Source organism: Eggerthella sp. 1_3_56FAA (genome assembly GCF_000185625.1).
In the GTDB taxonomy this organism is placed as follows: domain Bacteria; phylum Actinomycetota; class Coriobacteriia; order Coriobacteriales; family Eggerthellaceae; genus Eggerthella; species Eggerthella lenta.
The window spans coordinates 328,107-349,197 of sequence record NZ_GL622579.1 but is presented as its reverse complement, the minus strand read 5'-3'; the positions used below and the strand labels follow the sequence as shown (position 1 = coordinate 349,197).

The 21,091-nt window shown below is 65.0% G+C and carries 16 protein-coding genes; 7 read left to right on the top strand and 9 right to left on the bottom strand.

Features of this window, described 5'->3' with window-relative positions:
* Positions 1 to 10 precede the first annotated feature (10 nt).
* From HMPREF1023_RS01480 to HMPREF1023_RS01445, 7 genes are all read right to left on the bottom strand, one after another.
* A complete protein-coding gene (locus tag HMPREF1023_RS01480; protein WP_009304359.1) occupies positions 11 to 1,453 on the bottom strand; it encodes an MFS transporter in 1,443 nt (480 codons plus the stop codon).
* Between the two features lie 197 nt (positions 1,454 to 1,650).
* On the bottom strand, positions 1,651 to 2,523 hold the full coding sequence (locus HMPREF1023_RS01475; protein WP_009304358.1) for a MaoC/PaaZ C-terminal domain-containing protein: 873 nt from the start codon (positions 2,521 to 2,523) through the stop codon (positions 1,651 to 1,653).
* Between the two features lie 258 nt (positions 2,524 to 2,781).
* On the bottom strand, positions 2,782 to 4,395 hold the full coding sequence (gene caiC, locus HMPREF1023_RS01465) for a crotonobetaine/carnitine-CoA ligase (protein WP_015760806.1): 1,614 nt from the start codon (positions 4,393 to 4,395) through the stop codon (positions 2,782 to 2,784).
* A gap of 145 nt (positions 4,396 to 4,540) precedes the next feature.
* A complete protein-coding gene (caiB, locus tag HMPREF1023_RS01460) occupies positions 4,541 to 5,752 on the bottom strand; it encodes an L-carnitine CoA-transferase (protein ID WP_009304355.1) in 1,212 nt (403 codons plus the stop codon).
* A 174-nt stretch (positions 5,753 to 5,926) separates the two neighbouring features.
* Positions 5,927 to 7,078, bottom strand: coding sequence for a crotonobetainyl-CoA dehydrogenase (gene caiA / locus HMPREF1023_RS01455; RefSeq protein ID WP_009304354.1), 1,152 nt, complete (start codon positions 7,076 to 7,078; stop codon positions 5,927 to 5,929).
* Between the two features lie 77 nt (positions 7,079 to 7,155).
* A complete protein-coding gene (gene aes / locus HMPREF1023_RS01450; protein ID WP_009304353.1) occupies positions 7,156 to 8,151 on the bottom strand; it encodes an acetyl esterase in 996 nt (331 codons plus the stop codon).
* A 115-nt stretch (positions 8,152 to 8,266) separates the two neighbouring features.
* A complete protein-coding gene (locus tag HMPREF1023_RS01445) occupies positions 8,267 to 9,583 on the bottom strand; it encodes an MFS transporter (RefSeq protein WP_009304352.1) in 1,317 nt (438 codons plus the stop codon).
* Positions 9,584 to 9,938: 355 nt separating this feature from the next.
* Between HMPREF1023_RS01445 and HMPREF1023_RS01440 the strand changes: the two genes are divergently transcribed.
* Positions 9,939 to 11,348: a LuxR C-terminal-related transcriptional regulator gene (locus HMPREF1023_RS01440; protein WP_227111453.1), complete on the top strand. Its 1,410-nt coding sequence runs from the start codon at positions 9,939 to 9,941 to the stop codon at positions 11,346 to 11,348.
* Between the two features lie 83 nt (positions 11,349 to 11,431).
* Here the strand turns inward: HMPREF1023_RS01440 and HMPREF1023_RS01435 are convergent, their stop codons facing one another.
* Positions 11,432 to 12,916 (bottom strand): aldehyde dehydrogenase family protein, encoded by a 1,485-nt coding sequence (locus HMPREF1023_RS01435; RefSeq protein ID WP_009304350.1) that lies wholly within the window; start codon positions 12,914 to 12,916, stop codon positions 11,432 to 11,434.
* Positions 12,917 to 13,181: 265 nt separating this feature from the next.
* Here HMPREF1023_RS01435 and HMPREF1023_RS01430 point away from each other — a divergent pair, with 265 nt between their 5' ends.
* Positions 13,182 to 14,366 carry an IS110 family transposase gene (locus HMPREF1023_RS01430; RefSeq protein ID WP_009304349.1) on the top strand — a complete coding sequence of 395 codons (1,185 nt, stop codon included), beginning with the start codon at positions 13,182 to 13,184 and terminating at the stop codon, positions 14,364 to 14,366.
* A gap of 497 nt (positions 14,367 to 14,863) precedes the next feature.
* Here the strand turns inward: HMPREF1023_RS01430 and HMPREF1023_RS01425 are convergent, their stop codons facing one another.
* Positions 14,864 to 16,072, bottom strand: a complete 1,209-nt coding sequence (locus HMPREF1023_RS01425) for an acyl-CoA dehydrogenase family protein (RefSeq protein ID WP_009304348.1) — start codon at positions 16,070 to 16,072, stop codon at positions 14,864 to 14,866.
* Between the two features lie 504 nt (positions 16,073 to 16,576).
* Between HMPREF1023_RS01425 and HMPREF1023_RS01420 the strand changes: the two genes are divergently transcribed.
* Genes HMPREF1023_RS01420 through HMPREF1023_RS01400 form a run of 5 tightly spaced genes read left to right on the top strand, consistent with a single transcriptional unit; the run spans position 16,577 to position 21,087 of the window.
* Positions 16,577 to 17,731, top strand: a complete 1,155-nt coding sequence (locus HMPREF1023_RS01420) for an acyl-CoA dehydrogenase family protein (protein WP_009304347.1) — start codon at positions 16,577 to 16,579, stop codon at positions 17,729 to 17,731.
* A gap of 49 nt (positions 17,732 to 17,780) precedes the next feature.
* A complete protein-coding gene (locus HMPREF1023_RS01415; RefSeq protein WP_009304346.1) occupies positions 17,781 to 18,551 on the top strand; it encodes an electron transfer flavoprotein FixB in 771 nt (256 codons plus the stop codon).
* Between the two features lie 27 nt (positions 18,552 to 18,578).
* On the top strand, positions 18,579 to 19,469 hold the full coding sequence (locus HMPREF1023_RS01410) for an electron transfer flavoprotein subunit alpha/FixB family protein (protein WP_009304345.1): 891 nt from the start codon (positions 18,579 to 18,581) through the stop codon (positions 19,467 to 19,469).
* A gap of 29 nt (positions 19,470 to 19,498) precedes the next feature.
* Entirely contained in the window at positions 19,499 to 20,794 is a 1,296-nt protein-coding gene (locus tag HMPREF1023_RS01405; protein ID WP_009304344.1) for an FAD-dependent oxidoreductase, read from the top strand.
* Positions 20,791 to 21,087, top strand: a complete 297-nt coding sequence (locus tag HMPREF1023_RS01400) for a ferredoxin ydiT (protein ID WP_009304343.1) — start codon at positions 20,791 to 20,793, stop codon at positions 21,085 to 21,087. The genes HMPREF1023_RS01405 and HMPREF1023_RS01400 overlap by 4 nt, the downstream gene beginning before the upstream one ends.
* Positions 21,088 to 21,091: the final 4 nt, after the last annotated feature.

The following is a 21,091-nucleotide window of genomic DNA, read 5'->3' as shown; positions in this document are numbered from 1 at the left end:
GGCGCCTCCCCTACGCCCCGCGCGGGTGCGCGTCCCCCTCGTCGAGCGAGCTCGTCTCCAGAAGCGACTTGCCCTTCGTCTCGGGCGCCATGAAGGCCGACAGCACGAGGCCCAGGATCACGAGGCCCGCCGCGATCAGCATGGTGGGGCCGATGCCGTAGGCGGCCAGGAACAGCGGCGTGCCGTACGTGGCGATGATGGTGCCGATGCGCGAGAACGCGATGGCGATGCCCACCGCAGAGGCGCGCACCTCGGTGGGGAACAGCTCGTTGGGGTACAGCCATTGCAGGATGCCCGGGCCGCCGCTGAAGAACGCGTACAGGCCGAACCCCAGGATGATCACGTAGATGGGGGCGTCCGGGAACACGCCCAGGATGACGAGGCCCACCGCCATGAGGGCGAGCGAGCGGATGAGCAGCGGACGGCGGCCCATCGAGTTCAGCCAGAACATGGCCGGGATGGAACCGATCAGGAAGAACAGGCTGACCACGCTCTCGCCCAGGATGGCCTCGTGACCCTCCCCCAGCCCGAAGGCCGTCATGATCTCGGGGCCGAACGTGTAGATGGCGTACATCGGCACCACCTGGCACAGCGTCAGGATGCCCAAGAACACGATGCGCTTGGCGTAGCCGCCCGCGAACACCTTGCGCAGGCTGGTCTTCTCGCCCGGATCCTCCAGCTCGAGCTCCACGCCTTCGCCGAACACGCGCCGCATGACGGCGTCGGCCTCCTCGGTGCGGCCTTTCTGAGCCAGCCACATGGGCGACTCGGGGATGTCGTGCCGCCCGACCAGCAGGATGATGCAGGGGATGACGGCCGAGCCGAGCATCCACTGCCAGCCGCCTGCCACGCTGTACAGGAAGTACCCCACGAACGCCGCCACCGTGGCGCCGAGGTACCAGGCGGCCGACACCATGCCCATGGAGATGGAGCGGTGCTGCTTGGGCGTGAACTCGGCGATGAGCGAGGTGGCTATCGGGTAGTCGGCGCCTACGAACACGCCGATGAAGAAGCGCGCCGCCACGAGCTGGAGCGGGTCGGCGCAGAACACGCTCAGGATGGAGAACGTTCCGATGGCCACGATGTCGACGATGAACATCTTCTTGCGCCCGATGCGGTCGGTGAGGTAGCCGCCCGCGATCGTGCCCACGAAGATGCCCAGCAAAACCGACGCCCCGATGGCCGCGCTCCACGCCTCGTCGAGGCTGAACAGCGGTGTGATCTGCGTGAGCGCCACGCCGATGAGCGAGAGCACGTAGCCGTCCAAAAACGAGCCTCCGCTTGAGAAGAACGTGATCTTGCGCAAGAAGGGCGTCATGGCAACGTCGTCCATGGTCTTCTTGGCCGACTTCTTCACCTTGTGGACCACGTCCCCGCCGATCTGCTTGGCGCTGTCGGCGACCTCGCCCATGGGAGGGCTCGTTACCTGGGTCATATGCTTTACGTTGCTCATGCTCTCGTCTCCTCCTGTGCTATGCGTTCCTCTTGCGATACATCCTGAGCGGAGCGAAAGCTCCCCTTACCGTCACCCCGAGCGAGCGCAAGCGAGTCGAAGGTCCCGGCGGCACCAGCCGTGACGTTTCCCGCTTGCGCCGCACGGAATCCTTCGACTACGGCCTGCGACCGGCGCTCAGGATGGCAACCTGCGGCTTACTCCCACTCGCAGATGCCGAAGTTCAGGTGCGGCTTGGCGCCGGTCTCGTCGGCGTCGGCGTCGACCAGCTGGAAGCGGATCTCGTTGTCGCCCACCTTCCACATGCGGGTCTGCAGCGTGGTGCCCGGCAGCACCGGCGAGGTGATGCGGGTCTTAAAGCGCTTCATGCGCTCCGGCTCGCCCGGGAAGAACGAGCTGATAATGTGGCGCATCGTGAAGCCGCCCAAGCTCACGCCGTGGGCGATGGGACGAGCAAGCCCCGTCTGCTCGGTGTAGGCGAAGTCGATGTGCTGCTGGTGCCAGTCGCCCATGAGACGGTAGATCAGCGGCATGTTGAGCGGCATCGTCTCCTCCACCACGGCGTCGAGCGCGCGGTCGGGCATCTCCACGATGTCCTTCGGGGGCTTGGGGCCTCCCCAACCGCCGTCGTAGATGCACACGTCCCAGGTCTCGGTCTCGCACAGAAGCGTGCCGTCGGAGGAGTAGGAGCGTCCGGTCTGCTTCGAGAGGCACCCGCGGCCCTCGCCGCGGTCGTACAGCGCGTCCTGGGTGACGAACGTCTCGATGCGGTCGTTCATCTTGAAGGGCGCGTGCAGCTTGATCTCGAAGCCGTAGTGCAGCGAGCCGTCGTAGTCGTAGCCGTAGTCCAGCGTGCGCGTCATCTCCTCGTGCACGGTCAGCGGCGCGCCGAAGATGGGCAGCACCTTGAGATCGGGGTTCGCGGCGTCCCCCTCGTTCACGTACTCGAGGTCCGTCTTCCCGTCGTAGCCCGCGTTGCAGCCCAGCGCGCAGATCTCCAGGTCCTTGAATGTGTACTCCCTTACGAACGGCCCGAACTCCTTACCCACGATCTCAGTGCTGATAGCCATAGTCCCTCTCCTTATCTCCCAAGTCCCCAAAAAGGGTACTCATTCACCAGGTTCACTCGTACGTGCCACGGTCGAATCCCCCGCTGCGCTTGCCGTAGGGTCGCAAACGAAAAGAGGCGAGGTCGAGGGCATCGGGCGGCACCCACCAAGCGAGTTTCCCCTTCGGGGACTTGCTCCGCTTCGCTCCGCGGCGCCGCAGCGCAGCGAGGACTGTCTGAGCGACTGGGCGCTGCCCGATGCCCTCGACCGTCCCGCAGGTCATTTCAACAATTTCTTCTCGATTTTCATGGAGCACGTGCGGGGGAAGCTGTCGACGATCTCCACGTACGAGGGGACCTTGAACCCCGCCATGTGCTCCTCGCAGTACGCGAGCACCTCCTCCTCGGTGATCCGCGCGCCTGCGGCCGGCAGCACGAAGGCCTTCACGGCCTGGTCGCGGATGGGATCGGGCACGCCGATGACCGCGGCCTCGGCGATGCGCGGGTGGCCTGCCAGCACGTTCTCCAGCTCGGTGGTGGAGATGTTCTCCCCCGCCCGCTTGATCATGTTCACCTTGCGGTCGACGAAGAAGAACCAGCCGTCCTCGTCCACGTACCCCTTGTCGCCGGTCTTCAGCCAGCCGTCCTCGGTGAACGTGCGCGCCGTGGCCTCGGGGTCGTTGAAGTACTCCTTCATGATGGTGCGGCCGCGCACGCCCCTCACCTGGATTTCGCCTACCTCGCCCGGGTCGGCCTGCGTGCCGTCCTCGCGCGTGATGCGCACCTCGTAGCCAAGTCCCGCGCGTCCCACGGAAGGCCACCGGCGCGCGCCGGTGGGCGGGTCGGTGAGCACCCAGCCGATGGACTCGGTGGAGCCGTACGTGTTCATGAGCGACACGCCGAAGCGCTGCTCGAACGCCTCCTTCTCGGCGTCGGACACCGGCAGGAAGTAGAGGATCTCGCGCAGCTCGTGGTTGCGGTCGTCGGGCGAGGCGGGCTGCAGCATGAGCGTGCGCAGCATCATGGCCACGCACTGCGTGACGGTTGCCTTGAACTCGCGGATCTGCGACCAGAAGCGGCTGGCGCTGTACTTCTCCACCACGATGAGCGTGGCGCCCACGGTGAGCACCGGCATGAGCGCGGCCAGCTGGAAGTTGGAATGGCAGGCGGGCATGGTGGTGAGCAGGCGGTCGTTCTTCGTCAGCGCGACCTCCCAGTCGCCATACAAGCCGCTGAACAGGATGTTCGCATGCGTGAGCACCACGCCCTTCGGGCGCGAGGTGGTGCCGGACGTGAAGATGATCTCGGCCGGGTCGTCGGCGCTCAGCGGGCGCACCTCGTCGAGCTCGGCCGCCGCCTCGGCGCGCAGCCGCGAGAAGTCGTGCAGGGACCCGTCGCGCTCGAGGGCGGCGCGCGCTTCTTCGACGCCCTCGACCTTGTCGTCGTGCGTGCGCGCCACCAGCACGCCCTTGGGGCAATACGGGCCGCTGTCGCGCACGGCGCGGTACAGGCCGAGGAACTTCGGCTCAACCACCGCGCACGAGGCCTCGGTACGCTCGAGCACGAACGCGGCTTCCTCCACCAGGTACTGCTCGTTCATGGGCACCATGACGGCGCCGATCTTCGCCAACCCGAACAGGCACATCATGAACTCGGGGCACGTGCACAGCTGCACGGCCACGCGCTCGCCAGCCGCGACCCCCATCGAGAGGAACACGTTGGCCGCCCGGTCGATCTCCTCGTTGAACGCGCGATACGTGTACGTGCTGGTCGAACCCGTGCGATCGCGGAAGAGGAGGAACTCGCGCTCGCCGCACGCGGCCACGAGGCCGTCCCACAGGCTGCGCACCGTTTCGTTTCCCACGATGTCGGTCAATCGTCTCACCTTTTCCATCCGTCGATCCCCTGGTAATCCGCACGATGCCGTCGTCGAGGGCCCTCGCCCGCAAGGGCGGCATCGTGCGGATGCGCGGCGAGTTCTGCCGGCCGCGCATCCGACGTGGCGCCCGGGAAGCGATTCCCGGACGCGAGGTACCGCGTTAGCCGATCTTCACGACGCCGGCCGCGGCCAGCTCGTCGATCTGCTCCTGCGTGTAGCCCAGCTTCGTCATGACGTCGACGGTGTCGCCGCCCTGATGCGGCATCGGACGCCAGATCTGACCCGGGTTGTTCTTGAACTTCGGGAACACGCCGAGGCCGTGGAAGGTCTCGCCGTCGACCGTCTCCCAGTCGACCCACGTGTTGCGCAAGCGCAGGTGCTCTTCTTCCACGAGGTCTTCCATGTCGTTGACCACCTGCACGGCAATGCGGTGCGCGGCGAAGTCCTCTTCGATGTCGTACTTCGAGTTGGCCAGGCAGTACTCTTCGAACGCCTTCTGGATCTCGTCGGCGTGCGGGTTGGACAGCCACAGGCCGCTCGTGCCCTCGGGGATGTCCTCGGTGCCCCAGAGATGCCCCAGGCCGATGGTCTCGAGGAAGTACTTGTTCTGGTCGACGCCGTACAGGCACACGCCCAGGAAGCCGTCCTTGCACTTGAACTCGCCGATGCCGCAGAGGTTCTGGTTGCGGGCGCCCGGACGAGGCCACTTGATGCCCTCGTTAAGGTAGTCGACCAGGTAGTACTGGCCGATGGCCAGAAGCGTCTCGTACATGGCCAAATCGATGCTCTCGCCCTTGCCGGACTTCTCGGCCTTGTACAGGGCCGCCAGCGCCGAGGAGGCGATCATCAGCGTGTTGAAGTAGTCGCCCGCGTAGGGTCCGGGGAGCATGGGCTGCTCCTCCGTGCCGTTCTGCATGATGATGCCGGAGTAGGCCATCACCGTCAGGTCGTAGGCGGCGCGCTTCACCATCTTGGGGTCGCCCTCCTGGCCGAAGCCGGAGACGTGTACGATGACCATCTTGGGGTTGAGCTCCCACAGCACGTCGTCGGTGATGCCCTTGCGAGCCCACGTGCCGCCCTTGGAGGCCTCCATGAAGATGTCGGCGTCCTTCACGAGGTCGAAGAACACCTTCTTGCCCTCTTCGGAGAAGTAGTTCAGGGCCACGGAGCGCTGGTTGCGGCGCTCGGCCTGCTTCACGTACGCGGTGTCGCGGATAGTGTCGCCCGCGCCCGTGTTCTCGAGCCAGACGACGTCGGCACCCCAGTCGGCCATGAGGTCGGCGGCCTTCGGGCAGGCCAGCTCCACTGCCGCGTACACGACCTTGACGCCGTCGAGCGGGCCGTACGAGGGCTTTTCGGTAGGAATTGCCATAGTTGAATCCTCCTTGAATGGTGACGGCTTGCCGTGGCGGCCGGCTAGCGGTTCAGAACCCGAAGTCATTCGGACACGGCCGATAGGCCGCTTACCTCATTGACCTCGGAACCTTCACCGCTATCCGACTCGCCACGACAGCCCTGTCCAATACTGACTAAACGGAGCTCCTGCTTACTTCTGCTTGTACTTGATGGAGGCGCCCTTGGAGGTGGCGAGGATCATCATCTCGTCGGTGCCGCCGGAGACGCGGTCGACGCGCAGGTCGCGCCAGATGCGGTTGATGCGATGCTCAGAAGCCACGGCGATGCCGCCCATGATCTGCATGGCGTCATCGGTCACTTCGAAGGAGGCGTTGGCGCAGTAGTACTTGCACATGGCGGCAGCGGCCGGGTCGAAGTTGCCGTCGTTGTTGTCGGCGTTCCAGGCGGCCTCATACAGCATGTTCTTCATGTTCGTCAGCTTGATGCACATATCGGTGATCTTGATCTGGTTGAGCTGGAAGCGGCTGATGGGCTTCCCGAAGGCGATGCGGCTGTTCGCGTGCGCCATAGCATCCTCGAAGGCGCAGATGGCGGTGCCGTAGTCGCAGGCGCCCACGAGCCAGCGCTCGAAGTTGAAGTCGGACACGCCGCGCATGAAGCCGTTGCCCTCTTTGCCGAAGATGTCCTTCTCCTCAAGCTCCACGTTGTCCATGTAGACCTCGCAGCAGCTGTCCATGCGCAGGCCCAGCTTGGTCAGCGGGGACAGCTTCACGCCCGGCTTGGACATATCGAGGAAGAACTCGGTGAACATGGTCGGGTCGTCGGCGTTCTTCGCCATGATGACGAGGTACTTCACACCGGCCGAGGAGGTGATGAAGGTCTTGGTGCCGTTGAGGTAGATCTTGCCGTTCTCGCGCTTGTAGGTGGTGGCCAGCGCGCCCACGTCGGAACCGGCGCCCGGCTCGGTGCAGGCCGAGTTCCAGATCTGCTCGCCGGAGCCCAGCGTGCTCATGACGGCCTCGATCTGCTCTTCGGTGCCCTCGCGGATGATGGTCTCGAAGCCGGGCAGCTGGTACAGCACGTAGGTGGGGGCGCCGTACTTGCCCAGGATCTCGTACACGGCCATCAGCGTCACGCAGGGCTGCTCCAGGCCCAGGCCGCCGTGGCTCTCGGGGAGCATGATCTGGTCGAAGCCCAGCTCGCAGAGGCCCTTCACCCAGCGCAGCGGGTACTCGTGCTTCTCGTCGCACTCGTGGAAGTAAGTCTCCCAATTCTCGCTCTCCATGTACTCGCGGTAGCTATCGACGATAAGCTCCTGCTCGTCCGTCAACTTGAAATCCATGACGATCCTCCTTTTAGTGTTTGTGCAACGGGGCTGATCCCCCGCTGTAGCCTTGATTGGTCTTCCGGCCGCGGCGCCTACAGCCCCAGCTGCTCGCGGTAGAAGGTCGCGCCGTGCTCGAGGGCGTCGTTTGCCGCATCGAGCATCTTGGTGTAGTGCAGAAACGCGTGGATGACGCCTTCGAACACCTCGTAGCGGACGGGCGTGCCGTACTGCTCGCAGATGGCTGCCAGCGTGGCGCTGTCGTCGCGCAGCGGGTCGTACTCGGCCGCCGCGATGTAGCAGGCCGGCATGTCGCGCTCCAGGTCGTTCAGGAACAGGTTCGCGTAGGGGCTGGCCGCCAGCTCGGCGGGGTCGTTCGCGTACATCTGCATGTAGAACTGCCAGTCGGCCTCGGTAAGCCCGTCCCACGGACCGCCCAGAAGGCGCATCGAAGACGAGTCGGTCAGGCCGAACCAGCCGTAGTACAGAAGGCAGCACTTCACGAAGTCGCTTGCGCCTTTCTCCTCGCGCAGGTACATCGTGGCCGCAAGGCCCAGATGCGCGCCGCCGGAGTCTCCGGCGAAGGACAGGCGCTCGCCGTCGATGCCGTGACGGGCGCCCTGCTCGTGCAGGTAGGAGGCCACGGCGGCCACCTCCTCCACCGCGCTGGGGAACTTGGCCTCGGGCGACAGACGGTAGTCGACGGCCACCACCGGCACGCCGGCATGGCTTGCCAGGACGCGGCACACGCGGTCGTGCGTGTCGAGGTTGCCCAGCACGAACCCGCCGCCGTGCACGTACACGATGGCCGGCATGGCGGGCTTCCCTGCCGCACGGCCAGCAGCGGCTGCAGCCGTGGGATAGTAGTAGCGCACCGGAATGGCGCCGTAGGGGCCGTCCACCTCGGCATCGAGCTTCTCGGCCATGACCGGTCCGCCCTCGCACCAGAACGCGCGGCCGGCCACGTAGTTCTCGCGCATTTTCTCGAAGCCCACGCTGGTATCGTTCGCGTCGCCCGCCAGCTCGTCCTCTTTGGCGAGCACGGCCTTCATCTGCGGGTTGATCTTCGAGAGCACGTCGAGCTTGTTCATTGCAACCTTCTTTCGCGAACCGATCGATGCGGGATGGTGGATCCGGTGGAACAACGGGATCGAGACGCGGGGACGCTGCTTGCAGCGGCGCGCCCCCGCGCTCGCTGGCGGCGCGTTACGCCTTGGCGGACTCGCCGTCCTCTGCGGCCGCGACCGCGTCGGAGGCGCCGAAGTGCTTCTTGATGGAGCGGAGCAGCATGACCAGCGCGATGCAGCCGATGACGCCGAACATGATCTCGAAGCCGAAGATGCTGGAGAACGCTGCCGTACCCTGGGCGTCGATCATGCCGCCGTACCAGGTGTGGATGAACACGTCAGGCAGGAAGCCGATGACGGACAGCAGGCCGGAGGCGGTGCCGAAGATGGCCATGGGGATCTTGACCTCGGACAGCGGCGAGGAGCCGATGGAGAAGGCGCCGTAGGTGGTGAAGCCGAACACGACCACGAGGATGGAGGCGACCATGGCGCCGGAGGGATCCTGCGGGAACAGGATGAAGCCGACGAGTACCGCGATGGACAGGATGAAGCCGCCCAGGATGGTCTTCGAGGGGCTCTTGATCTTCGTGGCGATGAAGCCGACAATGGGGCCGGCGATGAGGCCGATGCCGTAGGTGCGGATGAGGCCGACGATGTTCACGAGGTTGCCGTCGGCGTTGAAGCACTGCGTGAGGTACGGCGTGGTGTAGGTAGCGCCCTGGTACACGGCGTAGCAGGCGAAGTACGCGACGCAGGCCCAGATGACGCCGGGGTGCTTGATGGCCTGGATGGCCTCCTTGACGCTGAACAGCTTGGCGTCCTTGTTGATCTCGCCCTTGAAGTCGGGGATGATGAAGAAGGAGACGACGCCCAGGACGGCGATGACGACGCCCAGGAAGATGAGCATGGCCTGCACGCCCGCGGAGCCGGAGATGGCCGCGATGATGCCGGCGTTGATGAGGCCGATGACGAGGCCGGTGACGCCGTAGATGGAGTAGCTGATGCCGATCTTGGAGGCGTACTCGTTCTCCTCGCAGCACAGGCGGATGACCTTGAAGCGCGTGCCCCACCACACGAGGATGGAGGTAACGCCCATGAGCACGAACAGGATCAGGCAGATCTGCACGGAAGGCAGCATGGCGTACACGAACACGAGAACGGCGGTGGCGATGAAACCGACCCATGCCAGCGTGCGCATGCGGAACTTGTCGGCCACGATGCCAGAGGGCAGGTAGCAGATCATGGCGGCGATGCCGTAGGCCGACACCATGAGGCCGAGGTCGGCGTTGGTGGCGCCGAGCGCCTGCATCAGCGGATCGTAGAAGACGTTCTTCAGATACATCGGCGCGTAGATGATCGACGAGCCCATGGAGATGAGCACGACGAGCGCCCACTTGTGCAGGGTGGAGAGCTCCTTGTAGGTAACCTCTCCCTTGCTCTTGGCAAGCAGTGACATCCTTACTTCCTTTCTCCTTGTCTGCGCCCGGTCTCTCAGTCGGTCGCCGGCACGTTCATGGCGGCGACCGGCGGTGAACCGAGCCGTTGGGTGCATTCTGTTCGCAGACTGTGGTTTTGCCATCGCAAAATCCCCACTAATTGGCCTAATACTTACTTTCTTGCGAGGCGTTACCGAAGAATTAGTGATAGATTCTCGCCGTGATGAATAAGGCGGAGGCATTGGGAGCCACCCTGCGAAAGGGCAGCTCAACGGCATCATCATCCATCGCTAACGGGAGATAGGAAGGGTGGTCGGCTTTATGACGCTCCAATCGGCAGCACCGTCGGACCGGAAAACGGGAAAAGAGGGGTACTTGACGGATCTTGCGACTCGTCCTGCGCTGAAATACGTGGGATTCGCGTTGCTTTTAGCATGGCACTACGCTCTATGGTTCGTCCCGCACATGTTCACGCAGACCGAACTGCTGGACGAGCGCGTCACCATCTCCTGGCTGGTGAACTTGGGCGCCACCGTGGTCTCGCTGCTGCTCATCGCGTTCGCGCTGGGGCGCAAGCGGCACCTCTCGGCCTACCGTTGGCTCTACGTGGCCGCGCCGGCGCTCACCTGCCTTGCAACGTTGGCGATATGCCTGATTCCTCAAGTGTTCACGGTGCCCGGCCTCGCCTACGCGCTGTCCTTCTTTCTCGGCATCACCGAATCGGTCATGTGGATCCTCTGGGGCGAGCGCTACGCCTGCGTGAAGGCGAACTTCACCCTCCGCCACATCGGCACGACGTTCGGCCTGACGCTGCTCGGAACCATCATCCTGGCGTGGGTGCTGCCCTCGTACGTGACGACGGCGTTCGTCTCACTGCTGCCCATCGCCTCCGGCATACTGCTGGTGGCCGCTCGCCGCGACGGCTCGCGGGCGTTTCCGGTGCTGCTGCCGAAGAGCGCGGCCCAGGGCGGTCTCAAGAACATGGTCGCGGTGAGCATCATCACCTTCCTGGCCAGCGTCGCGTGCTATTTCCTCGTGGCCATCATCCCCTGGGAGGTGCTGCCCACCGGAGACGTCAGCTTCACGCTGGGCATCCTCGGAGGGGCGGCCATCATGCTGGGCATCGCCGGCATCAGCATCGCGTCGAAGGACAAGGCCAACATATTCAAGATGTTCCCCTGGCTGCTGGTGCTGCTGATCGCGGCGTTCGCGCTGTTCCTGGCCGACGAGGTGGCGTTCTTCCCCGCCTTCATCATGGCGACCGGCATCTCGTCGCTGCTGGAAATCCTGCTCATCATGTACTTCGGCATCCTCACCTCGAAAGGCTACGTGACGCCGGCCGTAGCGTTCGCCTTCTCCGGCGCGTTCGTGCGCGCGGGCATCGCCGTAGGCAATACGTGGGCCGTAGGCTACGAGCACGCCCCCGAGCTGGCCTTCGCCATCACGCCCGAGACGTGCCTGGGGCTCATGTGCGTGCTGGCCGTGCTGCTGGTGCCGCTGGTGCGCCAGGAGTTCAACATCGTGGCACTGACGGCCGCGCCGCCCACGAAGGCCGAGATCGACGAGATCTGCTCCGAGGTGGCCAAGGAGTTCAGCCTGTCGGGGCGCGAGGCCGAGATCCTCGTGCTCATCGCGCGCGGCTACACCACGAACAACATGGCCGAGAAGCTGGTGATATCGCCGTACACCGTGAACACCCACGTGCGGCACATCTACGAGAAGATGCAGATCCACAAGCGCAGCGAGCTGCTGAACTACCTCAACATGCAGCGAAGCGATTTCTAGAAGGCTCTGCATGCAGAAGCGCCCCGATCGGGGCGCTTCGCGTTCGTCATGCTCTCCCGCCTGCTTCTAGGTGCAGGGGATCTTTACTTCGCCGGGTAGAAGCCGCTCGGCTCTTCGCCCAGGTTGATCATGATGTTCTTCGTCTGGGTGTAGTGCTCGAGCATAATCTTGTGCGTCTCGCGGCCGATGCCGGACTCCTTATAGCCTCCGAACGGCGCTCCGGACGGGATCTGGTTGTAGGTGTTCACCCACATGCGCCCGGTCTTGACGCCCTGCGCGACGCGGAAGGCGCGGTTGATGTCGCGCGTCCAGACGGCGCCGCCCAGGCCGTACACGGAATCGTTGGCCAGGTCGATGACCTCTTGCTCGTCTTTGAACTTGATGACCACGGCCACCGGCCCGAAAATCTCTTCCTGGGCCACGCGGCAGGAGTTGTTCGGCACCTCGATGAGCGTCGGCTTCAAGAAGGCGCCCTTGGCAAGCTCGCCTTCGGTCGCGCGCTCCCCGCCGCAGAGGACGCGACCGCCCTCCTGCTTGGCGATCTCCACGTACTCGAGGATCTTGTTCATCTGATTCTGGTCGATCTGGCTGCCCATCTGGGTGTCGTCCTCCCAAGGCATGCCCACCTTCACCTTGCTGAACGCCTCGCATGCGTCCTCGACGAACTTGTCGTAGATATCCTCGTGCACGAAGATGCGGCTGCCGGCGCAGCACACCTGACCCTGGTTGAACAGGATGCCCAGCTGGATGCCGTCGAGCATCATGTCCCACTTGGCATCGGGGAAGATGATGTTCGCCGACTTGCCGCCCAGCTCCAACGTGGCCGGGATGAGGCGCTCGGCCGCCGCGCGGGCCACGTCGCGACCGACTTCGGTCGACCCGGTGAAGGCAAGCTTGCTGATCTTGGGATTGTCGAGGATGTACTGACCCGACTTCGAGCCGCGGCCCGTGACCACGTTGAATACGCCGGCCGGAATGACGCCTTCGGTGAGCTTGGCAAGCTCGAGCACCGTGAGCGAGGTCGTGGACGAGGGCTTGAACACCGTGCAGTCGCCGGCGGCCAGCACGGGAGCCAGCTTCCAAGCGGCCATGAGGAACGGGAAGTTCCACGGCACGATCTGGCCGACGACGCCGATAGGCTCGTGCAGCACGAGCGACATCATGTTGCCCGGAAGCAGGTCGGCCTCTCCCGTGTCGGCCAGCAGCACGCCGGCGAAGTAGTGGAAATGGTCGACCGAGTACGCCACGTCGATGGCGCGCGTCTCGCGGATAGGCTTGCCGTTGTCCAGCGATTCGAGCAGCGCGAACCTCTCGGCGTTCTCCTCGATGAGGTCGGCCACCTTGTTCAGGATGATGGCGCGCTCGGCCTTCGACGTCTTGCTCCAGGTTTCGAACGCCTTCCATGCGGCGTCGACCGCGCGGTCGACGTCTTCCTTCGTGGCGTCGGCGATGGTGGAAAGCTGCTCGCCGTTGGCCGGGCAGTACACGTCGAGCGTGCCGCCGTCGGACGCGTCGACCCACTTGCCGTCGATGTAGAGCTGGTATGATTTCTGAGCAGGGTTGTTCATGAGTGCTCCTATCTTTTAGTTGTTGCATTTGGGAGCCGAATATCGAATGCTTTCAGGTGCAATGCAGACTCTGGCGGGCAGGGATGCCGACATGTGGGCTGAGGCGCCGGATGCGACCTCGCAAAGGAGAGTGGCATCCTGCCCCGTTCGGGAAAGGCCGCGAATTAGCTGGATGAGGGGCGACGCGCCACCTCGGATCTCTTTTGGGAGGTTGCGGTCCCGAGCGCTCGGGCAGGTCCCGCCGCATCGCAGAAGGGAGCCGGGGATGATCTACGCGGGTGTGGACATCGCCAAGACGGACCACGTCATAGGGGCGGTCGACGAGCGCGGGGCCGAGATGTGCCGGCCGATGCCGTTCAAGAACACCGAGGCCGGGCTAGAGAGGGCCGTCGCGTGGCTCGAGGGCCTTGCGGGGTCGCCGTCCGACGTCGTCGTGGGCATGGAGGCCACCGGCCACTACTGGATGGCGTGCTACTCGTTCCTCGTCGCCCGGGGCTACTCGGTCGCCGTGATAAACCCCATGCAGGTCAAGGCGGTGCGCAAGCTCAAGGGGCTCGACAAGGTCAAGAACGACCGCGTCGACGCCTGGCTCATAGCCGAGGCGCTGCGCATAGGGCAGTACGACGAGACCAGGCTCGCCACCGACGAGGTGGCGTCGCTGAGGTCGCTGTCGCGCTACCTGCAGTCGCTGCGCGGCATGGTGGCGGAGCTCAAGACCCAGTGCGTGTGCCTGATGGACGCCCACTTCCCCGAGTACGCCGGGATATTCTCGGACATGTTCGGGGCCGGCAGCCGCGCGGTGCTGTCCAAGTCCCCGCTGCCCTTCGAGCTGGCGCGCAGGCGCGCCGACTCGCTCGCCCGCGACGTCGCCGAGGCGTCCAGGCGCGGCGGAAAGTCGGTCGGCTACGCCGCAAGGATCAAGGCCGCGGCCAGGTCGTCGATCGGCGTGAGGCTCGGCCAGGAGGCGGCCTCGTTCCAGGTCAAGTCCCTGATAAGGCAGATCGAGTTCGCCGATTCGGAGTGCGCGAAGGTCGAGGCGAGGGTGAGGGCCCTGCTCGACGAGGTCGAGCCGCTCGTGCTCACGATACCCGGGGTGTCATACGCCACGGGCGCCCAGATCGTCTCGGAGATAGGCGACGTGTCGCGCTTCCGAAACGCGTCCGCCCTGGTGAGCTACGCCGGGCTGAACTCGTCGGTGAGCCAGTCCGGGCAGTTCGACAGCGGCGGCGGCCCCATAACCAAGCACGGCTCGCCGTACCTTCGCCGCGCTTTGTGGCTGGCGGCCAACCGCGCCAGGCAGTACGACCCGGGGCTGCGCGCCTTCTACGACAAGAAGCGCGCCGAGGGCAAGCCCCACCGCGTGGCCGTCACGGCCGTGGCGAGGAAGCTGTGCCACATCGTGTTCGCGGTGATGCGCGACCAGGTCCCGTACGACCCGGGGAGGGAATAGGGCGGTCCATGCCGGATTCTTCGCAGGCGGCCTCGCCGCCCGCTTCGCCATGCCCGAAAGCATTCGATATTCGGTTCTCAAGATGCAACGTTCGGATAATTTGCTGTTCTCGAAAACCTACGGTTTAGCCCTTGACTTCATATAGCTGGTCTCCTTTCAGATAAGGTCGCATGCCGCTTCCCCGCCGCCGCGTCCGCACCGTCTCTCAACGCGCGATCCGCGGATCCGGCGGGCAGCCCGCATGCCCGCTGAGCGACCTCAAGGCCGTTGCGGCCAAGATACACCCTCGCATGCGATGCGGCGGCCTCCGTTACCAACTGTTAACACGAGCGGTACTATTTCCTCGATTGATGCACGATACGTAACAATTAGGGAACGGCGGGCGTTCGCGAACGGTTCTTTTCGGTCGCGAACGGCCGAGCACGAGAACGGCCTCGGCGCGATGCCGAGGCCGTTCTTCGTCAAGGGGAAAGCGGGAAGCGATATCCGGAAGCGCCCTAGAGGGCCGTGCCGGCGATCCAATCGCCGTACTCCACGTGGCCGTCGTGCTTGTCCACGCCGCGCGCGATGGTGATGCGCTGCACGGTGGGAGCGCCCTCTTCCAACCACATGGCGCGGCAGTCGCGGTACAGGCGCTCGGTCGGGCCGTACGGCGAATCCTCGAAGTAGCCGTCGCCGCCGAAGATCTCCAGCATCTCGTCGGACACCATCTTCACCGTGTCGATGGAGAACAGCTTGCACATGGCGGCCTTCTCGTCGACGAACTCGTTGTGCGGATCCTTGTCGTAGTCGTCGGCGAAGTCCATGACCATGCAGCGCAGTGCGTGGATGTTCGTGGCCATGTTCGCCAGCTTCATCTTGATGGCCTGGCGCTGGATGATCGGCTTGCCGAAGGTGACGCGGTCGCGAGCGCGGGCGATGGACATCTCCAGCATGCGCTGGGCCATGCCGAGGTTCGAGTCGGCGATGTGCACGCGGGAGATGGCGAGCGAGTGCATGGCCACTTCCATGCCCTGGCCCTCCTCGCCCAGCAGGTACTTCGGGTCGAGCACGACGTCGGTCATCTTGAAGCCGGCGTGGCCCGCGCCGCGGCAGCCCATCATGTGCGGCATGGGAACCAGTTCGAATCCCGGCGTGTCCATGGGCACGAAGAAGGCGGACAGGCGCTCGTCGCCCTGCTTCTCAGGGTCGGTCACCGCGATGACGTAGGCGTACTGCGAGCAGTCGGTGTGGGAGATGAGCCACTTCTCGCCGTTGAGCACGTAGTTGCCGTTCTCGTCCTTGAGCGCGGTGGTATGCAGATCGGCGCCGGTGCCGCCCGTCTGCTCGGTCAGCGCGAAGTTCGTGAAGATGGTCTTGTCCTGGAACTTGTCCATGAACTCGGCCTTGAGCTCCGGCTTGCCGTAGTCGTCGAGGATGCGCCAGTTCAGGTCGGCGGCGTAGTGCAGGTGCATGCGCATGCCGCCCGGTCCGCGGGAGAACTCCTCCTGCACCTGCAGGATCTCCTTCTCGGACAGGCCCCATCCACCGTACTCCTCGGGCAGCGCGTAGCGGTACAGGTTGTTCTCGATGGCCAGGTCGTAGAATTCCTGCGGGAACTTGTTGGTGACCTCCACCTCCTTCTGCATCTCCTCGAACGGACCCTCGGCGAGCGCACGCACCGTCTTGAGGTACTCGCGGAACTCCTCTGGGGTAAGCTTGCTCATACATCCTCCTTCAACGTCTTGCCAGACTGTCGGTTTCGCGCTGCTTCCCCGTCGTGTCGGCGAGTGGCAACCGCGTTGGCCTCAGTTTGCACCCTAAACGAATATTTTGTCCAATAGGTAATCGATGATGATTCATTTGCCAAAGGATAGGTTTTGGCTATGGTTCCCCTTCTGCCGTCGATTCCCCCTGGATCAACTGTTTCTTCATCCTGCTGCAATATTGCATATTTTACCAGTTCATACACCCTCTATGCCACCAGCATACCAACGGCTTTGTCCGGTTGCATGGCGCTATCGATAGGAGGAACCTATGAATCGGCCGTCGATTCACTGAAAAGAACCTATTGGACACCAACGCGAATATGGGTGCAAACTGTACGAAGCGACAGCTCGAACGAAACGGGCGCGGCACCCCCTCTCCCGTTTCGCGGGGACACGGACGGACGGGGTCGTGCGCGCAGGACGAGCGCTGCGGACGATCTGCACAGAGAAGGAGCGTTGACTATGGATTTCAGCCTGACCGTCGATCAGGAACTGCTGATCGAGAGCATCCAGGAATTCGCCGAGAGGTACTTCGACGAGGACACCGTGAACGCCATGTACGAGAACCACGGCATCCCCGACGAGATCGGCGAGGCGTACCGCGACGCCGGGTTCGCCTTCATGGGCCTGCCCGAGGAATGCGGCGGCATCCCGTGCGACAAGCTCACGCTGGGCCTCATGACCGAAACGCTGTACCACCGCACCGGCTGCATGACGCCGTTCATGACCGCCATGCTGGCCACGGCCGACGTCGCCGAGTTCGGCACGCCCGAGCAGGTGTCGCTGGTCGTCGACCAGTACAACAAGTCGGGCAAGCCCATCGCATCGCTCGCGCTTTCCGAGCCGGGCGCGGGCTCCGACAACAAGGCCATGAGCACCTACACGAAGCGCCAAGACGACGGCACCTACATCATGAACGGCCAGAAGACCTGGGTCACGAACGGCGGCAACACGCCCTACATGCTGGTGGTGTCCAAGGACGAGCACCCGGCGCACGCCAACGAGAGCATGTCGCTGTGGCTCATCCCCACCGACGCGCCCGGCCTGTCCACCGCCCCGCTCGACAAGATCGGCCAGCAGATCATCCCGTTCGTCGACGTGTTCTTCGACGAGGTCAGGCTCACCGAGGACATGCGCCTGGGCAAGGAGGGCGAGGGCTTTCTGCTGCTCATGAAGAACTTCGAGATCGAGCGCTGCCTCGTGGCGGCCCAGTCCCTGGGCCTTGCGCAGGCCTGCATGGACGACGCGGCGGCCTACGCCAACGAGCGCTACGCCTTCGGCAAGCCCATCGGGTGGAACCCCATGATCCAGGACATGCTTGCCGAGATGGAAACCATCCTGGAGAACTCGCGCAACATGCTGTACAAGACGCTGTGGCAGCTGGATCAGGGAGAATCGGTGCGCACCGAGGCGGCCCTGCTCAAGCGCTACGCCACGGTGGGCTGCACGAAAGTGGCCGACATGGCGCTGGAGATATTCGCGGCGCTGGGCTACACCACGGCCTCCCGCGTCGGCCGCATCTGGACCGACCTGCGCGGCAACCAGCTGGCCGGCGGCACCGTGGAGATCATGAGCTACATCGCCGGACGACAGATCCTCAAGCGCTACGCGAAGTGACGCGCCGCGCAGACACGAAGCAAGCACCCATCGAACGAAAGGAATCCGCATGAACATTGCCGTAGCAGTGAAAGTGGTGCCCGACGACCAGGACATCGCCGTCGCGGCCGACCGCACCCTCGACTACTCCAAGGCCCACCAGGTGGTGAGCGAGTACGACCTCAACGCCATCGAGGCGGCCGCCCTGCTGGCCGAGGATGCCGGCGCCACCCTGTACGCCGTCAGCGCCAGCAACGCGAAGGCCGACGACCTCAAGGTGAAGAAGAGCATCCTGTCGCGCGGCCCCGCCGAGCTGTGCATGATCGCCGACGACGCGTTCGCCTTCGCCGACGCCCGCGTGACGGCGCGCGCCCTGGCGACGCTCGTCCGGGGCATCGGCGAGGTCGATCTCGTGGTGTGCGGCGACGGCTCGGCCGACATGTACGCCGGCCAGGTGGACGTGCAGCTGGCCGCCGAGCTGGGCATGCCGGTGGTCAACGCCGTCACCTCCATCAAGCTGGAAGACGGCGTCGCAGTGGTGGAGCGCACGCTTCCCGACGTCGTGGAGGAGATCGAGGTGCCGCTGCCCGCCGTGGTGGCCGTCACGCCCGAATGCGCCTACCCGCGCATCGCCGGCATGCGCGAGATCCTCACGGCGGGCAAGAAGCCGGCGACGGTGACCTCGGCCGCCGACGCCGGCGTGGACGTGAGCGCTGCGGTGGAGATCGCCAGCGTCACGGCCCCCGAGCAGGCCGCGCGCAAGCGCCAGGTGTTCGACATGAAAAACGACGGCGACTTCGACGCGTTCGCGTCGGCGGTTGCCGCAGCCGTCCGCGCGTAGCCGCAGTACGAAAGAGAGGCATGCATCATGAAAGCATTCGTCATAGCTGAAACCGCCGACGCCCAGAAGGAGCTGTGCGCCGGGGCGCGCACGCTCGCCGATGAGGTCCTGCTCGTCTCCATCGGCAGCGCGCCCCGCACGGGCGTGGCCGACAAGGCCTACGCCGTGGAGCTGCCGCAAGGCGAGCTGGTGGAGAACGCCTACGACGCCGTGGCCGCCCTGTACGACGAGGTCGCTCCGAACACGGTGCTGTTCGAGCCCACCCCGCGCCTCAAGATCGTGGGCGGCCGCCTGGCCGCGCATGCGGACGCGAGTGTGATGTGCGACGTCACCGCGCTCGACGGAGCCGAGGCCGAGAGCCTCTACTTCGGCGGCCTCGCGACGAAGAGGCAGCGCGCCGTCGGGCCCGTGGCCTTCTACTCCTGCAGCGGCACCGCCTTCGACGGCATCGAGGCCTCGGGCACCGACGTCGTGGAAGAGCGCGCGTTCGTCGCCCCGCAAAAACCCCTCAAGCTACGCGGCACGCATGAAGTTCCGCACGCGGGCACCGACCTGAGCCGCGCGTCCGTCATCGTGGGGGCCGGCCGCGGTTTCGCCCACGAGGAGGACTTGGAGCTGGCGCGCAGCCTGGCCTCGGCCGTCCACGGCGAGCTGGCCTGCTCGCGCCCGCTCGCGGAGAACGAGAAGTGGCTGCCCAAGAACACCTACCTGGGCGTTTCGGGCCGCATGGTGTCGCCGAAGGTGTACTTCGCCGTCGGCATCTCGGGCCAGATGCAGCATATGATAGGCGTGCACAACGCCGATGTCGTCGTAGCCGTGAACAAGGATCAAAACGCGCCGGTGTTCGCCCAGGCAGACTACGGCCTCGTGGCCGATCTGCACGAAGCGCTGCCGGCCCTCGTCGAGAAGCTCTCCTAAGCGACCCGACCGACTGAAAGGCTGATTCCATGTCCGATGATCAGTTCGACGCGATCGTCGTCGGCGCCGGGTGCGCCGGCGCGGTCGCAGCCTACCGGCTGGCCTCCGCGGGCCGTTCCGTTCTCGTAGTGGAACGCGGCAACTACGCCGGCGCCAAGAACATGACCGGCGGGCGCATCTACACGCATGCGCTCGCCCGCGTGTTCCCCGACTTCGAGGGAAGCGCTCCCCTGCAACGGCGCATCACGCACGAGAAGATATCGATGGCCGCCCCCGATGCCCTGTTCACCATGGACTTCACGGCCGACGAGCTGCGCGAGTCGGGCAAGGACTCCTACGCGGTGCTGCGCGGACCCTTCGACCAGTGGCTGGCCGAGCGGGCCGAGGAGGCGGGAGCCGACTTCATCTACGGCATCGCCGTGGAGGACCTCATCGTGCGCGACGGGCGGGTATGCGGCGTCGTCGCAGGCGGCGACGAGGTGGAAGCGCGCATCACCGTCTTGGCAGACGGAGCGAACTCCCTGCTCGCCCAGAAGGCGGGACTCGCCGACGACGTCCCCCTTCCCTGCCAGATGGCCGTGGGCGCGAAGGAGACCATCGCGCTTCCGCCGTCGGTCATCGAAGACCGGTTCCTGTGCGCGCCGGGCGAAGGCGCAGCATGGATGTTCGCCGGCGACTGCACGAAAGGGCGCGTGGGAGGCGGGTTCCTGTACACGAACGACGACTCGATCTCGCTCGGCCTCGTGGCAACGCTGTCGGATCTGGCCGCGGGCGACGTGCCCATCTACCAGATGCTGGAGGACTTCAAGCAGCGCGCCGACATCGCCCCGCTGGTCAAGGGCGGCGAGCTGGTGGAGTACTCCGGGCACCTCGTGCCCGAAGGCGGCCTCGCCATGGTTCCGCGCCTGTACGGCGACGGCGTGCTGGTGTGCGGCGACGCGGCCATGCTGTGCATGAACCTGGGGTACTCGGTGCGCGGCATGGACTTCGCCGTCAGCTCGGGCGACCTCGCGGCCGACGCCGTCATGCGCGCGCTCGAGGCCGACGACGTGTCGGCCGCGCAGCTGGCCGCCTACGAGCAGCTGCTCGACGGCTGCTACGTCCTGCAGGACCTCAAGCGCTTCCGCCGCTTCCCGCGCTATATGGAAGAGACGACGCGCATCTTCAACGAGTACCCGGCCATGGCCCGCGACATCATGCTCAACCTGTTCAAGGTGGACGGGCATCCTCAGGCGCGCATCAAAGACAAACTTCTGGGCCCGCTCAAGCGCGTGGGGCTGTGGCGGGTGGCGCAGGACGGCAGGAAGGGGATGAAGGCCTTATGAACGATCCGGTCATCAGCGTGAACGTGGACGCCAAGCTGGCGCTCAACAAGTACAACGTGGACGAGGGGCACGCGCACATCGCGCTTTCGGACGATGCGGACCGCGCGGAGTTCCGCAAGCTCGTGCTGGCCTGCCCCGCCGCGCTGTACAAGATCGACGAGGACGGCGGCCTGTCGTTCGACTATGCCGGCTGCCTCGAGTGCGGCACCTGCCGCATCCTGTGCAGCAGAACCATCGTCGAGCGATGGGAGTACCCCCAGCCCACCATGGGCGTGGAATATCGGTACGGGTGAAGAC

What these genes read in the sequence shown, in the direction of transcription:
- HMPREF1023_RS01480 (WP_009304359.1), bottom strand. Translation starts at nt 1,453, where the DNA reads ATGAGCAACGTAAAGCATATGACCCAGGTAACGAGCCCTCCCATGGGC.
- HMPREF1023_RS01475 (WP_009304358.1), bottom strand. Translation starts at nt 2,523, where the DNA reads ATGGCTATCAGCACTGAGATCGTGGGTAAGGAGTTCGGGCCGTTCGTA.
- caiC (WP_015760806.1), bottom strand. Translation starts at nt 4,395, where the DNA reads ATGGAAAAGGTGAGACGATTGACCGACATCGTGGGAAACGAAACGGTG.
- caiB (WP_009304355.1), bottom strand. Translation starts at nt 5,752, where the DNA reads ATGGCAATTCCTACCGAAAAGCCCTCGTACGGCCCGCTCGACGGCGTC.
- caiA (WP_009304354.1), bottom strand. Translation starts at nt 7,078, where the DNA reads ATGGATTTCAAGTTGACGGACGAGCAGGAGCTTATCGTCGATAGCTAC.
- aes (WP_009304353.1), bottom strand. Translation starts at nt 8,151, where the DNA reads ATGAACAAGCTCGACGTGCTCTCGAAGATCAACCCGCAGATGAAGGCC.
- HMPREF1023_RS01445 (WP_009304352.1), bottom strand. Translation starts at nt 9,583, where the DNA reads ATGTCACTGCTTGCCAAGAGCAAGGGAGAGGTTACCTACAAGGAGCTC.
- HMPREF1023_RS01435 (WP_009304350.1), bottom strand. Translation starts at nt 12,916, where the DNA reads ATGAACAACCCTGCTCAGAAATCATACCAGCTCTACATCGACGGCAAG.
- HMPREF1023_RS01430 (WP_009304349.1), top strand. Translation starts at nt 13,182, where the DNA reads ATGATCTACGCGGGTGTGGACATCGCCAAGACGGACCACGTCATAGGG.
- HMPREF1023_RS01425 (WP_009304348.1), bottom strand. Translation starts at nt 16,072, where the DNA reads ATGAGCAAGCTTACCCCAGAGGAGTTCCGCGAGTACCTCAAGACGGTG.
- HMPREF1023_RS01420 (WP_009304347.1), top strand. Translation starts at nt 16,577, where the DNA reads ATGGATTTCAGCCTGACCGTCGATCAGGAACTGCTGATCGAGAGCATC.
- HMPREF1023_RS01415 (WP_009304346.1), top strand. Translation starts at nt 17,781, where the DNA reads ATGAACATTGCCGTAGCAGTGAAAGTGGTGCCCGACGACCAGGACATC.
- HMPREF1023_RS01410 (WP_009304345.1), top strand. Translation starts at nt 18,579, where the DNA reads ATGAAAGCATTCGTCATAGCTGAAACCGCCGACGCCCAGAAGGAGCTG.
- HMPREF1023_RS01405 (WP_009304344.1), top strand. Translation starts at nt 19,499, where the DNA reads ATGTCCGATGATCAGTTCGACGCGATCGTCGTCGGCGCCGGGTGCGCC.
- HMPREF1023_RS01400 (WP_009304343.1), top strand. Translation starts at nt 20,791, where the DNA reads ATGAACGATCCGGTCATCAGCGTGAACGTGGACGCCAAGCTGGCGCTC.